Consider the following 15,921-nt stretch of genomic DNA (forward strand, 5'->3'; position numbering starts at 1 on the left):
GCTAAATGCTAAGTAACATTTTCCTGCCGCTGAGCAATACATTGGAGAATGCAGCCCTACGTAGGTTCGAGTTCTAAAGGAAGAATTAACGGGTTCAAACTTGTCTTTAAAAATGATGTTGTCAGCATCAAAAGAGAGGAAGTTAACCGTTTCATTCACATCGTCGAGTAGCTCAGATAGGTATGGCTTAACGGTGCCAGTGACATCAGAGTTGATAGCAGCGTGTCCAAGCTGAACCAACTTCATTGTTAAGCGATATTCTTTACCTGAACACATTTGAGCAACATAACCAGAGTCTTCAAATGTTGCTAAAATACGGTGGACTGATGACTTGTTGAAGCCAGTCCCTTCAGACACTTTTTGTAACGAAACGCCATTAGGATAATTCCCAAGGAATTCCAATACGGTCAGTGCTTTAGACAACGATTTAATTTGCTCACTCATATATGTGCTACCAGTGTTTACCTATTTCAGTATGGAAGTTTTCTGCGATGTCACGTCCATTGCTACCAGCTAACGCTCGGCCAGCAATAAACGATTTCGCAGACAGATTCTTAAACAAATGCAGATCGTCAGGAACAATACCACCAGTAATGGATAGTTCAATTCCAATATCCGATAATTTCTGCATTTTTATCAAATCTTCTTCGGTCCAGCTCACACCAGCAAGTTCCGCATCACGAGAACGGTGATAAATTGCTTGTTTAATGCCCATGTCGACCCAAGCTTGCGCATCTTCCATTGTCCAGTGTCCATACAGCTCAATTTGCACTTCGCCGTCGAATTCATCCGTTACTTTCTTCGCTGAACGAATAGTTTCGATGTGTGCTGCTGCACTTACTGTTACCCAGTTAGCGCCGGCACCCATCGCTAGACGCGTTAAAATGGCGCTGGCATCGGTGATTTTCATGTCACAGACAATGACGTGATTTGGGTATTTTTCTCGTAGGATTCTTACGCTATCTACGCCGTGGGCGAAGGCTAAAATCGTCCCGATTTCAATCACATCTAACTTATCTGCAACATGCTCTATTGAGGCTAATGCCGTGTCGATATCTGTGGCATCAAGAGCCATTTGTAACAAGGGCTTAGGCATCTATTTCATCCTCAAATTGTTTAAACAACTGCACCAGTCTTTGATAGTGCTTATATTTCTTTTGGTATATGTCGTAGTGTTCAGGGTTCGGCTCGACACGTGACGTAGAATTAGTGATGGCTTGAGTACATTCTTCTAATGAAGCGAACTCACCTGCGCCGACCATTGCCATCATTGCGGCACCTAATGAGCCGGTTTCATCCACGTCTGATATTTCAACGGTCATGCCGGTAAGGTCAGCCAGCATTTGCATCCATACAGGGCTAGATGCAGGGCCGCCTGTCACTTTTAGTCTGTTGGCTTTTGGAAAACGCTGACGCATACGTTCTAGGTGAATGTTGTGACAGAATAAAATGCCTTCCCAAATGGCTTGAATTAGGTGCCCTTTAGTATGGTGCGATTGCAGACCATAGAAGCCTGACTTTAGGCCAAGCCCTTGGTTTGAACCGTAAAGGAATGGCACAAAGTAGATACTGCTTGATGCCGGATCTAATGCTTCGACTAACGCTTGATTTTGCTGGTGGTTAATCTGGCCATTTTCACCAAGGTAGTCGGCGAACCATTCATAATTGCCAGCAGAAGTCGGGCTCGCTTCGTGAATGATGTATTCGTTATCGACGGCGTAATGGCCGTAAACAAAATTGTATGATTCTTGAGTCACTTGTTTTGAGATACCAGACGTGACCGCCCATGTGCCCATCACGTAATTCAGGGTATCTTCTGAAGAGTTGATTCCAGAACAGATCGCGGTAGACACAACATCAAACAAACCGCCGAACACCGGCGTACCTATTGCTAGTCCGGTTTCATTAGCAATGGCCGCAGTGATTTTCCCTGCTTGCTGTTGAGGTTTTACAACGGGTGGTAGCGCATCCCAAATTTCTTCGATGCCAAAGGTTTCCAAAAGTGCTTTGTCATACTCACCAGTGATGGAGTTGAAAAAATTACTTTCTGAAATATTGGTCAGTTCTGCTGCGACTTCGCCCGTTAAGCGATATCGAAGGTAGTCGTGAGACATCATCACTGCGCCAATGTTGTTGTATCGTTCGGCATCGTTTTCTTTGATCCAGCGAATAATCGATACAGGGTGACCTGTCCACAGTGTTTGCAGTGTGGTTGGATAGATCTCTTTTGCTTTACCCTGTTCTAGCCACTCTTTAACGATAGGCAGTGAACGCGAGTCAGAAGACATAATACCGTGGCCGAGGTTTTGTCCCTCTTTATCAAGAAGGTAAACGCCTTTGCCTTGGGCTGAAATGCTCAAGCCTTTGATAGAGGTCGGTTCTACTTTTGTGGTCTCTAAAAGCTGCTTAATGACATCGACAGCGTTACCCCATAGTGCGTTTAGGTCGCGTTCTACCCAACCTTGTTTTTCGTTGATGACGCTCGCCGATACGCGGGTAAGACCTTGTTGTTCACCTTTTGCGTTAAACAACGCGGCTTTCATAAAAGTGCCGCCAGAATCAATTCCAATGTAGTAATTCATTATTTGGCTTCCAGTAAATCGTTGTGAATCTTCACCACCAGTTTTCTTACCGGTTGGCTGTCATCATTTTCAATATTGGTGATATGCACGATATTTGGCGTGAATAAATAAAATTGATTGCGTTTTGCATGAATGAAGCTGAGTTCAATCCCTGGGTATTCGTAAAACTGAAGGTCACGTTCTTGGTTATAAGGTTGTGCGTTGCTGTGTTCGCCAGTGTCTATAGCCCATGCCATCACTTCAGAACCTTCGAGAATGATCTGCAAGTCAGAATGGTATTTATGGACTTCAGGTTGGAAGTTTCCTAGAGGCTCTTTGTCATATTCCAATACAACAAACCATGCTTGTTTTGAATCAAAACCAGGGAGTTCATGGCGACCTAATGCGAGTTTTTCTTGGTCGAGACTGTTCAAGTACTCAAGCACGTTTTGAATAACGACAGGGTACGACTTGCTGATCTGCGTAGGTTGAGTATTTCCGACTAACATAAAAATTCTCTTTAAATATAAACAGCTTAATTAAGCCAATGCTTTAAATTAATGGGCACTAAATAGGTCTTGTAAAAGCGTCGCTAACCCTGTCTTATCATCATTGTTTTTGGGCGTGATTAGGTTGGCTGAGCTTTTTACGGTGTCATCTGCGTTTTGCATTGCGATGCCAAGTCCTGCTGCTTTAAGCATCGAAATGTCATTGTGGTTATCACCAATCGCGACACACTGCTCTAGGCTGATACCGAGCGGCTCAATGTAGCGAGTCAATGCATTACCTTTGCTATTACCTGTTGCTGCGAAATCGACACGATCAATCCAAGATCGTTCGCCGTTGAAGTTCTCTTTCACAAAAGGAATCTCTGCGAATGTGTTTACTTCACCTTCAACGACAAACTTCCACACATACTCTGAAATTTGTGCTTCATGTTGGAAGTCGTCGACCTTTTGAATGTTTGGTCGCTGGCTTTCTGGAAAGGTTTGAGACCACGTCAGTAGCGCTTCCATGTATTCAATAGGGCGTGCTCTCGAGTAGAGCATTGCATCACGCACATACATCACCATTTTCAGATCATGAGCTTGAGATAGGGTGATAAACTCAGCCGCAATTTCTTTGTCGATTGCGTTTTCTTGAATGACCGTATCGTTCTGGTAATCAAAGATGTAAGTGCCATTGCAACAAATTATTGGAGTCGATAAACCAAGCTGATCGTAATAAGGTTTTGCAGCGACATGATGGCGACCCGTAACGATAACCACATGAGTGTGTTGAGCGACTTGCTTGATGGCTTCGACTAACTCTTGACTAATCGTGTGCTGCGAACTGAGAACGGTACCATCGAGATCTAACGCCAATAGCTTGTGCTTATCCAATTTATGTTTATAGGACTTATGCGGTGATGACTTATGCATGTGCGAGGCCTTACTTCTGTCCGTAGTATGAATTCTTACCGTGTTTGCGGTTGTAATGCTTGTCGAGTAGCTCTGGTTGAATTGCTGCTTCTGGACTGATGGCACGAGTAGCTGTTGCCATGGCTGCAATCTCTTCCATTACGACTGCATTGTGCACTGCGTCTGAACCATCCTTGCCCCATGTAAATGGTGCGTGGCCTGCGATGATGACACCTGGCATTGCCTGTGGATCGATATCGCGTTGGTTGAATTCTTCGATAATCACTAAGCCAGTATTTTTCTCGTAATCAGATTCGATTTCAGATTTCGTTAGTAGGCGAGTACAAGGCACATCACCGTAGAAGTAATCGGCGTGTGTGGTTCCAAGCGCTGGAATGTCTCGGCCGGCTTGCGCCCAGATTGTTGCATTGCGAGAGTGTGTGTGAACAATACCGCCAATGGTTGGGAAGGCTTTATAAAGCTCAACGTGCGTTGCTGTGTCGCTTGAAGGGTTTAGGTTACCTTCAACGTGGTTGCCTTCTAAATCGAGAACAACGATGTCATCTGCCGTCATTACATCGTATTCAACACCTGACGGTTTGATTGCAATCACGCCACGTTCACGATCGATTTCAGATACATTGCCCCAAGTGAAAGTCACTAAGCCATATTTAGGAAGTTGCAAGTTTGCTGCGAACACGCGTTCTTTTAATTCTTGGTATTTTTTTTGTTCTTGAGACATTGTGTTTGCCCATGTTGTATTGAGTGAATGACGAGCGGATTGCCTAGCTAAATTCCCTAATTAAAAGAAGACTAGGCAATCGCACTCAATCGCGTTACTTCGCTGCTAGCTTGATCTTGTTGATCATCACATCGCCATTTTTCTCGATGTATGCGCTCCATACTGGCTGAATAGCTTGTTGGAAAGCTGCACCATCAACATCACGGTTTACTTGCATTCCGTTCGCTTCTAGTTGAGCAATCATCTTGTCTTCTTTTTCAATGCTTAGCTTACGTTGCATTGCAACCGCTTCAGCAGAGACTTCTTCAATGATTTTTTGCTCGTCTTCCGTTAGCTTGTCGAACTTACGTAGGTTCATTGTTAAAACTAGTGGTGAGTAAGCGTGTTGTGTAAGGCTTAGGTATTTTTGTACTTCGTCAAACTTGAAAGATAGCGTTACAGAAATTGGGTGGTCTTGAGAGTCAACAACGCCTGTTTCAAGTGCAGTATAAAGTTCAGATACTGGAAGCTGCTGCGGGTTAGCACCGAGCTCATTGAACATGTCGTTTAGCGCTTTCGAGCCATTCACACGCATTTGTAGGCCTTCAACATCTGAAGGAACACGAATAGGTTTTTCGTTGTTGGTCATGTTGCGGTAACCATTTTCAGGGAAACCAAGACCTTTAAGACCGAATTTTTCAAAGTTCGCTAACACTTCTTTACCCGGCTCGCCGTCCAGTACTTTGTATGCTGTTTGACGATCTGGGAACATGAACGGCAGAGTGAAGGCCGCTGATTCAGGCATTAGGCCGTTGTAGTTGTTCAAGCCAACCATCGCTAAATCGACGATGCCAGCACGTGAACCATCGATCATTTGCTTATCACTGCCCAATTGACCTTGTGGGTAGATGTTTACTTTGATTTCGCCGTTTGAACGAGCTTCTACTTCTTTCTTAAAGAACAAAGATAGGTCTTGTTGCAAATCCGACTCTGGTGCAGCGTGCGCCAGTTTTAGAGTCGTAGCGGCAAAAGCGCTAGAGCTCATTGCGATAGTCGAAGCGAGTAGAGTAAGTTTTAGTAGGGTTTTCATTATTATTTTCTCCGTCGAGGATTAACCAATGACAAACGACATTGGCACAGTGATAATGCTTGGGAAGATGACAAACAGTGTGAGCAGAGCCATGTAAGCCGCGATGAAGGGCAATACACCTTTCACTGCAGTCGACATTGGTACTCTCGCTACACCACACACTACGTTTAGTACGGTGCCTACAGGAGGCGTAATCAAGCCAATTGAACAGTTGATAACGAACAGTAGGCCGAAGTACGTTGGGTCAATCCCAGCCATCTTGATGACAGGCATTAAAAGGGGTACAAGGATTAGAATCGTTGGGCTCAAGTCCATAACCATGCCGACACAAAGTACGAGCAACATAATTACTGCCATTAATAGGCGTGGGCTATCCACCAGTGGACCTAACATTTCTGCGAGTTGTTGAGGAAGCTGAGCAACAGTAATTAACCACGCAGCGACCATTGCACAACCCACCAAGAACATAACCATTGCGGTCGAGCGACCAGCGTTGAGTACGATGTGGTAGAACTTCTTAATAGTGAGTTCTTTATAAACAAACGTTGAGATGAAAATAGCGTAAGTGGCGGCGACTACAGCGGCTTCTGTCGGTGTAAAAATACCAAAGCGAATACCGACAATGATGATGACTGGTAACATCAATGCCCATACGCCATCTTTAAGTGCAGCGCGTTTTTCAGCCTTTGTTGCACGTTCAGACGTTTCTAAGTTTTCTTTACGAACCGTCCAGCGCCACACAAACATCAATGTCATACCCATTAACAGGCCAGGAACGATGCCGCCTAGGAATAGGTTTTTGATCGAGATACCGCCAGCAACACCTACAAGGATCAGAGGGATTGAAGGTGGAATAACGGGTGCGATGATACCGCCTGAAGCAAGTAAGCCCATTGAAGGTGCTTCTGGGTATTTCGCTGCTTTCATCATTGGGTAAAGAATACTGACCAAGGCTGCAGCATCTGCTACAGCTGAACCAGAAAGGCCAGCAAGCAGTACCGAAGTCATGATTGCAACGTAACCTAAGCCACCTTGACGGTGTCCCACGTAAGTGGTTGCTAGGCGAACAATACGCTGCGACAAACCACCCGATGCCATTACTTCACCCGCAATGAGGAAGAATGGAATGGCAAGCAGAGTGAAGCTGTCGACACCATTAATTAAAGACTGCGCAAGAATGTCTGCACTAAAGAAGTCCATGTGAAGCATCAGCGCCATTGAAGACAATAACAGTGCAAACGCAACAGGAAGACCAAGTAAGATTGAGACAATCAATACCGATAAGAAAATGGCTAACGTCATTATTCTTTCTCCTCATCTAAGCTATCTAGCTGCCAGTCGGGCTTGAAGATTCGCATAAAGGCAATCACGCCCATTAACAAACCTGACACCACACCGGCTAAGTAAAATAATGCTGAAGGAAGCCCTGTAAGCTGAGAAATATCTGACCAGTTAGACATCATTTGACGGTATGAACCGACGTAAAGCATGCCGACAGAAATCAGTACTATTACCCAGCAGATACGTCTTAGTACGGGTACTGCTTTTGGGAAGAGTCGTTCAGAAAACTCTGCAACAGCGAGGTGTTCACCTCGGCGCAGCACAACGGCGGCACCGAGCATGACAACCCATACAAGACCAAGGCGAGATAGTTCTACAGAGGGACGAAGACCAGAAGAAAAGCCATAACGTAAAACTACGTTAGTAAATACGAGCGTAACCATACAGGTCAGAATGACCGCCATGATGACATCGATACTTTTCCAAATACTCTTTAATACACTTTGCATAACGCTTTCCCTACCTTTGGCTAATTACAGAGACGTAATTTGTTCCCAAATTCCATCGTTAATTTCAATGCCGCCAGCTGCTTCATGTTTCTTAATGAAGTTTTCAATTTCAGAACCAGCAATCATCACTGAACCCGTTTCTGCAGGCTCTGACTCAAGTACATAATCACGGATGCGCTTCATCTCTTGTGCATAAGTGCTTTGATCCATTGTCTTGCTTAAGTCGATAGCGATAAGGAACTGAGATACACCAAACTCGCCACCCATATCTTCAGTCAGTGCAGGTACTGAGTGGCCGCCAGTGATTGCCGTTAGCATCATGTCTAGTACGATTGCCATTGATGAACCTTTCCAGAAACCCATTGGAAGTAGGCGTTTGTTTTCCCACAGTACATGCGGGTCTTTAGTGAGTTCACCTTCGTTGTCAAAGCCACCAACAACAGGGAGTTCTTTGTCAGCAAGCACGAAGTTTTGTAGTTGGCCGTAAGAAAATTGGCTCATTGAACAGTCAACAACCACCGGTGGATCGCCCGCAACCGCCATGATGAGAGGGTTTGAACCAACACGGTGATCTTTACCACCCCATGCTGGCATCACTGCGATTGAGTTGGTTGATGCAATTCCTGCAAAACCTTCGCGAGCCATTTTCAATACGTAAGCACCGCCACGCATCCAGTGGTTAGAATTACGCATACCGACCATGCCAATGCCGTAGTCACGAGCCAATTCCATGGCACGTTCTGCACAGATAAGACCGTTAAGAACGCCTGGGCCGTAGTTACAATCCCATTGCTCGAGTGCACCCATGCTGTTAACGCATTCTGGTTCCGCATTGAGTTTGATTTGACCTTTATCTACTTGGTCAATGAATACTGGAAAACGGTTGATGCCATGTGAGTAAGTGCCTTCGTTTGCCATCTCAACAAAACCAGCCGCAAGCTTGGTTGCCATCTCTGGCTTCATGTCGCGAGCTAAAAGGATTCGTTCGTATTCTTGTTGTAGTTTTTCTGTTGATACTAAAGGCATCTGTGTTCTCCGATAAGTTGAATTCCATAATACGGAATCAATTATTGTTTTTATTCCGAAAATATTCTGTGAGCAAAGTTACGAAATATTTCCTTATTAAGTTTTTCTCTAATAACTGTTAACTGGTTAAAAAGTGAAACAAAAAGACTTACCAATTCCGCAATGTGGAACAAATGATGTGATCTATATTGGATTTCAATCAAATATCTGTGGTCAATTGATTGTTGTTTCGTCCTAACTTTGCAAAATGTGGGGATATTAAGGAACAGTAACTTTACGGATCTTGCTTTTACCGTCGTCAAAACTAAAAGGGGCGTCACAACAAATGGCAACTTTGGGGCGCTCTAATTAGGGAACTTTTATACTATTTGATGTGATTTCTCTTTTTTAGGCTCATTGGTAACACTTACGGATCAACCTCTATGAAAATTGTTATTGCACCAGACTCGTTTAAAGAATCTTTATCGGCGGTATCGGTGGCGGCGTGTATTGAAAAGGGCTTTCGTGAAATCTTTCCTGACGCTGAATTCGTGACCTTACCTTTAGCTGACGGAGGTGAAGGAACGGTAGATGTTTTGCTGCAAGGCTTGGCAGGGCAAAAGCGAACACATCAAGTTGAAGGGCCATTGGGAAAATTGGTTAATGCTGAATGGGCGATGCTTGAACCATCGGAGCATAACCAGAACAAAACGGCATTGATTGAAATAGCTGCAGCATCTGGCTTGGATTTATTGAAACCAGAACAGCGTGATCCTTTGATTGCTTCGTCTTTTGGAACAGGGCAGCTGATTTTGGAAGCGATAGAGCAGGGCGCTCAAACGATTATTCTTGGCTTGGGTGGCAGTGCGACCAATGATGGTGGTGCAGGCATTGTACAAGCGTTAGGTGGTAAATTGCTTGATCGTGCAGGGCAAGAGCTCAGCCGAGGTGGCGCTGCGCTAGCGGATTTGGCTTCAATTGATCTTACTGGCGTAGATTTGCGCTGCGCTGATGTCGATTTGATTTTGGCGTGTGATGTTGATAACCCATTGTGTGGCGATAACGGTGCCAGCTATATATTTGGTCCGCAAAAAGGAGCGACACCTGAACAAGTCTTAATGCTTGATAAGGCGCTTGAGAATTTTTCTCAAGTTGCAGAAACGCAAGGTTATGTCGGTGGCGATGAGCCTGCTTACAAGCGCGTGGGTTATGGCGCAGCTGGTGGCACGCCGATGGGGCTTGGTTTGTTATTCAATATCCAAATTAAACCCGGCATTGAGATGGTGCTCGATGTTTTGCAAGCTGATGATCTATTGAAAGGTGCCGACTTGGTGATTACTGGCGAAGGGCAAATGGACAACCAAACTCTGCAAGGCAAAACGCCTTATGGCATTGCTAAACGAGCGAGCTTACAAGGCATTCCGATCATAGGCATTGCTGGCTCACTGGGAACAGAAGTAGAAGCACTTTATGGTGAAATGAACAGCTTGTTTGGTACGGTTCGTTCTCCTCAGTCACTTGACCAAGTTCTGCTAGAAGCCGAACTAAACCTTACTAGAACGGCGAGAAATATCGCTGCGACTCTGAAAGTAGGCCATGCGATCTTGAAATAAAGTGAGGTTTGACAATTGGTTACTTAACATCATGGTTCGATAGGTTTTATAGATAGCAACGATAAATAGAAACGATTATATTTTATACCATTAGAGGTCTATTCTATATCCATAATATTTTAGGGGCTTTTGAAAGGAAGCCAGTATAAATATCAAGGTGCACTCACTATTGCTGCACCTTTGGACCTTAAGGAATAGATCATGAGTAAAAAACTAACTACAGCTGCGGGTTGTCCTGTTGCTCATAACCAGAATGTTCAAACTGCGGGTAAGCGCGGTCCTCAACTTCTTCAAGATGTTTGGTTTTTAGAAAAGATGGCGCATTTTGACCGCGAAGTCATTCCAGAGCGTCGTATGCACGCGAAAGGTTCAGGCGCTTACGGTACATTTACTGTTACGCATGACATTACCAAATACACCAAGGCAAAACTGTTTTCTGAAATAGGCAAAAAGACCGACCTGTTTGCACGTTTTACAACGGTGGCGGGTGAGCGTGGCGCTGCCGATGCTGAGCGTGATATCCGTGGCTTTGCATTGAAGTTTTATACTGAAGAAGGTAACTGGGACATGGTGGGTAACAACACGCCAGTATTCTTCCTTCGTGATCCTCTCAAGTTCCCAGATCTAAACCATGCGGTTAAGCGTGACCCTCGCACCAACATGCGCAGTGCGAAAAACAACTGGGATTTCTGGACCTCTCTACCTGAAGCGCTTCACCAAATCACCATCGTAATGAGTGACCGTGGTATTCCTGCGACTTACCGTCATATGCATGGTTTTGGTAGCCATACATTCAGCTTTATTAATGCAGACAACGAACGTTTCTGGGTTAAGTTCCACTTCAAATCTCAGCAAGGTATTAAGAACTTGTCTGATGCAGAAGCGGCACAAGTGATCGGCGATGACCGCGAAAGTCATCAACGTGATCTGCTAGACAGCATTGATAATCAAGACTTCCCTAAATGGACACTGAAAGTTCAAGTGATGCCAGAAGCGGACGCAGCGAAAGTGCCATACAACCCGTTCGATCTGACTAAGATCTGGCCACACGCAGATTACCCATTAATTGAGGTGGGTGAGTTTGAATTGAACCGTAACCCACAAAACTTCTTCGCTGAAGTTGAGCAGTCTGCATTCAACCCGGCAAACGTGGTTCCGGGTATCAGCTTCTCACCAGACAAGATGTTACAAGGCCGTCTGTTTGCTTACGGTGATGCACAGCGCTACCGTTTGGGTGTTAACCATCAGCATATCCCAGTAAACGCACCTCGTTGCCCTGTCCACAGCTACCACCGTGATGGTGCGATGCGTGTTGATGGTAACTTTGGTAGCACACTTGGCTATGAGCCAAACAACGAAGGCCAATGGGCAGAGCAGCCAGACTTTGCAGAACCGGCATTGAGCCTAGATGGTGCTGCAGCGCATTGGGATCACCGCGAAGATGAAGATTACTTCTCGCAACCGGGTGATCTGTTCCGTCTAATGACACCAGAAAAACAAGCGATTCTGTTTGATAACACAGCGCGTAACCTAGGCGGCGTGCCTAAAGAGATTCAACTGCGTCACCTAAGACACTGTTACAAAGCCGATCCAGCTTACGGTGAAGGCATTGGTAAGCTACTTGAAATCGATGTAAGCGAATTTAAGTCGTAATCAATAAGTTTGATTAGTTAAATGAAAGGCCGTTGAGTGAATCACTCAACGGCCTTTTTTGATCATGCTGTGTATTAGGTGAGTCATGTAAGTCGTACCAATTACTTGAAAATTAGCACCATTTCTATTGATAGTTTTTGCCTATCAAATTAATAAACTCATCCCATTATATTTAGTTAGGGTAACGGATTATCCTACGGCTATCAGTTTATAAAGTAGAAGAGTTTGAGATGAGTAAGAGCGCATTAATCGTTGAAGGTGGGGCAATGAGAGGCATCTTCGCAGCAGGAGTATTGGACGCTTTTATGCAAGACGATTTCCGTCCTTATGATTTTGCTATTGGCGTATCTGCGGGTGTGTCGAATTTGGTTGGTTACTTATCTCAAGCTCCGAAGCGTAGCTACAACGTGATTACTACCATGGCGACGGATAAAACGTTCTTCAACCCTGCTCGCTTTGCTAAAGGTGGCAATTTGGTCGACGTTAAGTGGTTGTGGGATGAATCTAACCATCGTTATCCACTGGATTGTGGTGAGCTGTTCTCAAGTGTTCCTTTAATTGCTGCTGTAACTAACGTCGATACTGGCAGTGCAGACTACTATCACATCAAGCCAGAAAACCTTTCTAACGTGGTTGAAGCAACAACAGCTCTACCTATCGCTTACCGTGAAACACCGTGCTTCTCTGGTGGTTGCTATACCGATGGTGGTGTAGCCGACTCTATTCCGGTTCGCGAAGCCTATCGTCGTGGTGCACGAGACATTACCGTGATTCTTTCTCACCCATTAAGCTACCGAATGAAGCCGCAGAAGTATCAGTGGATGCTGAAAAAGCTGTTAAAGAAATTCCCTAATATTGCAGAGTCGATGGCGGTGCGTGCCGAAAACTATAATCAGTCTTTGGAGTTTATTCGTAATCCACCAAAAGATGCGACCATCAAGGTGATTGCGCCACCAGAAGCGTTCGCAGTGAAGCGTTTGACTATGGATCAAACGGTCTTGAATGCAGGTTACGAGATGGGTGTGAAAGCAGGGGAAGAGCACCTTGCCATTAGAAACGGTGTCTATGGCTTAGATACCGAAGATTGTCATTTCTGCGTTTAGAACTGTTTTTGAATGCGGGATAAACGAGAAGCCACGCTGTTCACTTAGGACTAGCGTGGCTTTCTATTTCTAGATTGAGTCTATTACTAACTCAGTCTGCTATTAACTCAAGTTGTTGTTAAACCAGCTCGTTGCCGCTGGTGTTGCCTGTAAAGAAGGCATCAACACTGGTGAGCGTTGTATTGGCAATGTTGAACAGCGCATCTTTAGTTAAGAAAGCTTGGTGACCAGTGAACAATACGTTGTGACAAGCAGATAGGCGACGGAATACGTCATCGACAATCACATCATTAGATTTGTCTTGGAAGAACAACTCTTTCTCATTGTCGTAAACATCAAGACCAAGCGCGCCGATTTTGCTTTGTTTGAGTGCTTCAATTGCAGCAGTTGAATCCAGCAGTTCACCACGACTGGTGTTGACGATCATCACGCCATCTTTCATTTTGCCAAATGCCGTTGCATCCAACAGGTGGTAGTTCTCTTTACTCATTGGGCAATGCAAAGAAATCACGTCAGATTCTTGGTAAAGCTCGTCGAGTTCTACGTATTTAGCACCCAGTTCTTTTGCCAAAGGATTTGGGTACGGGTCGTAGCACAAGATATTCATGCCTAAACCTTTCAGAATACGCATCGTCGCTAAGCCAATCTTTCCTGAACCAATCACACCAACGGTTTTACCGTGGAAGTTAAAGCCTACCAAGCCTTCAAGAGAGAAGTTCGCATCACGAGTACGTTGGTATGCCTTGTGTAGTTTACGATTCAAACACATCATCATGCCGACTGTGTGCTCTGCTACTGATTCTGGAGAATAAGCCGGAACGCGAACCACTTGCAGACCAAACTCTTTGGCTGCATCTAAATCGACTTTATCAAAACCGGCACAGCGCATCGCAATCAGCTTAGTGCCGCCTTTTGCTAGAATCTCTAGCACATCTCGCGATAGGTCGTCGTTTACAAACGCACAAACGACTTCGTTGTCGTGCGCCATTTTTGCTGTTGTTGTAGTGAGGCGAAAATCGTGAAAATGGAACTCGGCGTCGAGTTCGCCTTTTGCAAGTTCAAATGATTTTTCGTCGTATGATTTTGAGCTAAAAAAAGCAATGTTGAGCATGGCTTCCTCTCTTACCTAAAAAATGAATACCCCAATCATTTTTGATTTCATATGGGGTTAAAGCTAACAACTCGTCCAGTGTGCTAGAGTTTTTTTCTCTTGTCTATCACCATTAGTCATTGTAATTACTATGGTTATTTGGTCTGTTGTCTTCACTTATTGAACATTAAAAATCACAGTACGAGGCAGCTTGCTTATAAGTTCATCAATATTGAATGGATCTTACTTTCGGGTGTTGAACATCTTCTTAGTCTCTTTCTCAGACCAGAAGTTAATGTTGAATTGTGCGTCGTCGCTAAGCTCTACTCGATGCCAATATTGAGGTGGACTTGTGGCAAATTGCCCAGCCAGGATCGTAATAACACTTTCCGGTTCTGTCGCGTCGGCATCGGCAAAACCATAGAAGGTGACGGTGCCTTCCATTACGCAGATCTGCCCGAATACACCTTCTGCGGTGTTGTGGTGATTAAGCAATGCAGCCGGTATGTTGTCTTTGGTGAAAAATGGCGTTGAACGTTGAATTTTCCAGTGTGACGGAATACGTAAATGACTCATATAAAACCTCTTGTCTGTATTTTGAATACAAGCTTTAGCTTTGATTGAATTGGTGACCGTGATTACCAGTAGTTTTCACTGCTGAATTGGCCGGGCTTTCGGCGTAAGTGCTTCTTGAAACCTAAGTTGGTTAGTGCTTCACTTGTGTCGCGAACCATTTGCGGATTGCCACAAAGGTAGAAAAAACTGCGGGTTTGATTGAAAGTGACAGACGTGGTTTGCTCAAGGTCGCCTCCAAGTAACAAGCTTGGGATTCGTCCGCGCAAAGTTCCGGTGACTGATTCTCTAGAAATAATTGGCACATATTGTAGTTTCCCTTGGAAGTGATTAACGAGTTGATTGATTCGATCTTGATACGTGAGGTCTTGCTCTGTTCTTACGGCATGAACCAGTACAAGGTTTTTGAACGAGGTGACTTTTTCAGATTCAGAGCCGTTATGCTGCTGTATCTGCATGCTTTCGAGCATTGAGATAAAAGGCCCAACGGCGGTTCCGGTTGAAAGCATCCATAGATCGTCGGCGATCTCTGGGATCTCCTCTAATGTCATGAACCCACTTGGGTCTTTGCCGACAAATATGTCATCGCCTACCTTCAACTCATGAAGTTGAGGTGAAAGCTGCCCGTTCTGATCCTTAATAATCAAAAATTCCAGATGTTGATGACCTTGTTCGTGCTCTGGCGCATTCACCATGGAATAAGCACGTCTGACAAACTCGCCTTCACTGTTACGTAGCCCCAGCTTAGTGAACTGCCCCGCTTGGTAGGGCGAGACTGGCGCACTGACTTGCAGCGAGAACAGTTGCTCTGTCCATTCGGTCTTGTGTACGACTTTTCCGGTTACTAAGCCATGAGGAATATCTGTCATATCATCACCTTTATTTAGAGAAGTTATCTCATTAAGGATACTCAACTATTTACACTTTGGAGTTGCATGTACCATGCCATTAGTGAGAATGCTTATCAATACTAGTTGTTCGGTAAAAATTAACTTGAATGATGTCAAATAGACTTCGTACTGCTGTGTCTAAATGACATCTTTGTTGTTTTTTGATGTGATTCCTTGTGATTAAGAACGATGAGTTGCTCTATGGGCACAGACCAAAATTAGTTCCGTGGTTTGACCCTTAATGTATTCACCAATAACTAAAGAGAATATTTTATAGATGAGTATAATGGCGGCTTTCGATCTCAATATAGCCGTGTTTTATGCTTGATAATCTTCGTATGGCCTTGAACGTGTTGTTCGTGACCATCAATACCGCAATGACTGCGTTTACCGTGAGCTTTTTTGGCCTCATCAAACTGATTCTTCCAATCT

At 44.6% G+C, this 15,921-nt stretch carries 16 protein-coding genes and 1 pseudogene; 4 read left to right on the forward strand and 13 right to left on the reverse strand.

Annotation, left to right across the window (positions count from 1 at the left end):
- The 10 genes from AB4653_RS01625 to yiaK form a co-directional block, all read right to left on the reverse strand.
- A partial coding sequence (locus AB4653_RS01625; protein WP_372103163.1) for an IclR family transcriptional regulator occupies positions 1-444 on the reverse strand: 444 nt, incomplete at its 3' end.
- 7 nt (positions 445-451) lie between these two features.
- Positions 452-1,096 carry a 3-keto-L-gulonate-6-phosphate decarboxylase UlaD gene (locus AB4653_RS01630; RefSeq protein WP_102249457.1) on the reverse strand — a complete coding sequence of 215 codons (645 nt, stop codon included), beginning with the start codon at positions 1,094-1,096 and terminating at the stop codon, positions 452-454.
- The gene (locus tag AB4653_RS01635) at positions 1,089-2,582 is read right to left on the reverse strand and encodes an FGGY-family carbohydrate kinase (protein WP_009845886.1); all 1,494 of its coding nucleotides are present in this window, start codon (positions 2,580-2,582) and stop codon (positions 1,089-1,091) included. Before AB4653_RS01635 ends, AB4653_RS01630 begins: the two co-directional genes overlap by 8 nt.
- Entirely contained in the window at positions 2,582-3,070 is a 489-nt protein-coding gene (locus AB4653_RS01640; RefSeq protein WP_009845885.1) for a YhcH/YjgK/YiaL family protein, read from the reverse strand. Before AB4653_RS01640 ends, AB4653_RS01635 begins: the two co-directional genes overlap by 1 nt.
- Positions 3,071-3,118: 48 nt before the next feature.
- Complete coding sequence (locus AB4653_RS01645) at positions 3,119-3,982, reverse strand: Cof-type HAD-IIB family hydrolase (protein WP_009845884.1); 864 nt, start codon at positions 3,980-3,982, stop codon at positions 3,119-3,121.
- Between the two features lie 10 nt (positions 3,983-3,992).
- Positions 3,993-4,703, reverse strand: a complete 711-nt coding sequence (locus tag AB4653_RS01650; RefSeq protein WP_009845883.1) for an L-ribulose-5-phosphate 4-epimerase — start codon at positions 4,701-4,703, stop codon at positions 3,993-3,995.
- A 94-nt stretch (positions 4,704-4,797) separates the two neighbouring features.
- Complete coding sequence (locus AB4653_RS01655; RefSeq protein WP_009845882.1) at positions 4,798-5,772, reverse strand: DctP family TRAP transporter solute-binding subunit; 975 nt, start codon at positions 5,770-5,772, stop codon at positions 4,798-4,800.
- Between the two features lie 21 nt (positions 5,773-5,793).
- Positions 5,794-7,074, reverse strand: a complete 1,281-nt coding sequence (locus AB4653_RS01660) for a TRAP transporter large permease subunit (RefSeq protein WP_009845881.1) — start codon at positions 7,072-7,074, stop codon at positions 5,794-5,796.
- Positions 7,074-7,562, reverse strand: a complete 489-nt coding sequence (locus AB4653_RS01665) for a TRAP transporter small permease (RefSeq protein ID WP_009845880.1) — start codon at positions 7,560-7,562, stop codon at positions 7,074-7,076. Before AB4653_RS01665 ends, AB4653_RS01660 begins: the two co-directional genes overlap by 1 nt.
- Positions 7,563-7,586: 24 nt before the next feature.
- The gene (gene yiaK / locus AB4653_RS01670; protein ID WP_009845879.1) at positions 7,587-8,588 is read right to left on the reverse strand and encodes a 3-dehydro-L-gulonate 2-dehydrogenase; all 1,002 of its coding nucleotides are present in this window, start codon (positions 8,586-8,588) and stop codon (positions 7,587-7,589) included.
- Between the two features lie 422 nt (positions 8,589-9,010).
- Between yiaK and AB4653_RS01675 the strand changes: the two genes are divergently transcribed.
- From AB4653_RS01675 to AB4653_RS01685, 3 genes are all read left to right on the forward strand, one after another.
- A complete protein-coding gene (locus AB4653_RS01675; RefSeq protein ID WP_102258292.1) occupies positions 9,011-10,180 on the forward strand; it encodes a glycerate kinase in 1,170 nt (389 codons plus the stop codon).
- Between the two features lie 201 nt (positions 10,181-10,381).
- Positions 10,382-11,833, forward strand: coding sequence for a catalase (locus AB4653_RS01680; RefSeq protein WP_017102305.1), 1,452 nt, complete (start codon positions 10,382-10,384; stop codon positions 11,831-11,833).
- 230 nt (positions 11,834-12,063) lie between these two features.
- Positions 12,064-12,936 carry a patatin family protein gene (locus AB4653_RS01685; protein WP_102258293.1) on the forward strand — a complete coding sequence of 291 codons (873 nt, stop codon included), beginning with the start codon at positions 12,064-12,066 and terminating at the stop codon, positions 12,934-12,936.
- 118 nt (positions 12,937-13,054) lie between these two features.
- Here AB4653_RS01685 and AB4653_RS01690 read toward each other — a convergent pair whose 3' ends face one another.
- The 3 genes from AB4653_RS01690 to AB4653_RS01700 all read right to left on the reverse strand — a co-directional run bounded on the left by AB4653_RS01690 (position 13,055) and on the right by AB4653_RS01700 (position 15,468).
- Entirely contained in the window at positions 13,055-14,047 is a 993-nt protein-coding gene (locus tag AB4653_RS01690) for a 2-hydroxyacid dehydrogenase (RefSeq protein ID WP_102258294.1), read from the reverse strand.
- A 222-nt stretch (positions 14,048-14,269) separates the two neighbouring features.
- Positions 14,270-14,602: a DUF1971 domain-containing protein gene (locus tag AB4653_RS01695; RefSeq protein ID WP_102258295.1), complete on the reverse strand. Its 333-nt coding sequence runs from the start codon at positions 14,600-14,602 to the stop codon at positions 14,270-14,272.
- A gap of 62 nt (positions 14,603-14,664) precedes the next feature.
- A complete protein-coding gene (locus AB4653_RS01700) occupies positions 14,665-15,468 on the reverse strand; it encodes a ferredoxin--NADP reductase (protein WP_102258296.1) in 804 nt (267 codons plus the stop codon).
- A 341-nt stretch (positions 15,469-15,809) separates the two neighbouring features.
- Here AB4653_RS01700 and AB4653_RS01705 point away from each other — a divergent pair.
- Positions 15,810-15,921 (forward strand): annotated as a pseudogene (locus AB4653_RS01705) (acyltransferase); the annotation flags it as partial.

The sequence above is a fragment of the Vibrio sp. 10N.222.48.A3 genome (assembly GCF_041475345.1).
GTDB lineage: Bacteria > Pseudomonadota > Gammaproteobacteria > Enterobacterales > Vibrionaceae > Vibrio > Vibrio tasmaniensis_A.

What these genes read in the sequence shown, in the direction of transcription:
- AB4653_RS01630 (WP_102249457.1), bottom strand. Translation starts at nt 1,096, where the DNA reads ATGCCTAAGCCCTTGTTACAAATGGCTCTTGATGCCACAGATATCGAC.
- AB4653_RS01635 (WP_009845886.1), bottom strand. Translation starts at nt 2,582, where the DNA reads ATGAATTACTACATTGGAATTGATTCTGGCGGCACTTTTATGAAAGCC.
- AB4653_RS01640 (WP_009845885.1), bottom strand. Translation starts at nt 3,070, where the DNA reads ATGTTAGTCGGAAATACTCAACCTACGCAGATCAGCAAGTCGTACCCT.
- AB4653_RS01645 (WP_009845884.1), bottom strand. Translation starts at nt 3,982, where the DNA reads ATGCATAAGTCATCACCGCATAAGTCCTATAAACATAAATTGGATAAG.
- AB4653_RS01650 (WP_009845883.1), bottom strand. Translation starts at nt 4,703, where the DNA reads ATGTCTCAAGAACAAAAAAAATACCAAGAATTAAAAGAACGCGTGTTC.
- AB4653_RS01655 (WP_009845882.1), bottom strand. Translation starts at nt 5,772, where the DNA reads ATGAAAACCCTACTAAAACTTACTCTACTCGCTTCGACTATCGCAATG.
- AB4653_RS01660 (WP_009845881.1), bottom strand. Translation starts at nt 7,074, where the DNA reads ATGACGTTAGCCATTTTCTTATCGGTATTGATTGTCTCAATCTTACTT.
- AB4653_RS01665 (WP_009845880.1), bottom strand. Translation starts at nt 7,562, where the DNA reads ATGCAAAGTGTATTAAAGAGTATTTGGAAAAGTATCGATGTCATCATG.
- yiaK (WP_009845879.1), bottom strand. Translation starts at nt 8,588, where the DNA reads ATGCCTTTAGTATCAACAGAAAAACTACAACAAGAATACGAACGAATC.
- AB4653_RS01675 (WP_102258292.1), top strand. Translation starts at nt 9,011, where the DNA reads ATGAAAATTGTTATTGCACCAGACTCGTTTAAAGAATCTTTATCGGCG.
- AB4653_RS01680 (WP_017102305.1), top strand. Translation starts at nt 10,382, where the DNA reads ATGAGTAAAAAACTAACTACAGCTGCGGGTTGTCCTGTTGCTCATAAC.
- AB4653_RS01685 (WP_102258293.1), top strand. Translation starts at nt 12,064, where the DNA reads ATGAGTAAGAGCGCATTAATCGTTGAAGGTGGGGCAATGAGAGGCATC.
- AB4653_RS01690 (WP_102258294.1), bottom strand. Translation starts at nt 14,047, where the DNA reads ATGCTCAACATTGCTTTTTTTAGCTCAAAATCATACGACGAAAAATCA.
- AB4653_RS01695 (WP_102258295.1), bottom strand. Translation starts at nt 14,602, where the DNA reads ATGAGTCATTTACGTATTCCGTCACACTGGAAAATTCAACGTTCAACG.
- AB4653_RS01700 (WP_102258296.1), bottom strand. Translation starts at nt 15,468, where the DNA reads ATGACAGATATTCCTCATGGCTTAGTAACCGGAAAAGTCGTACACAAG.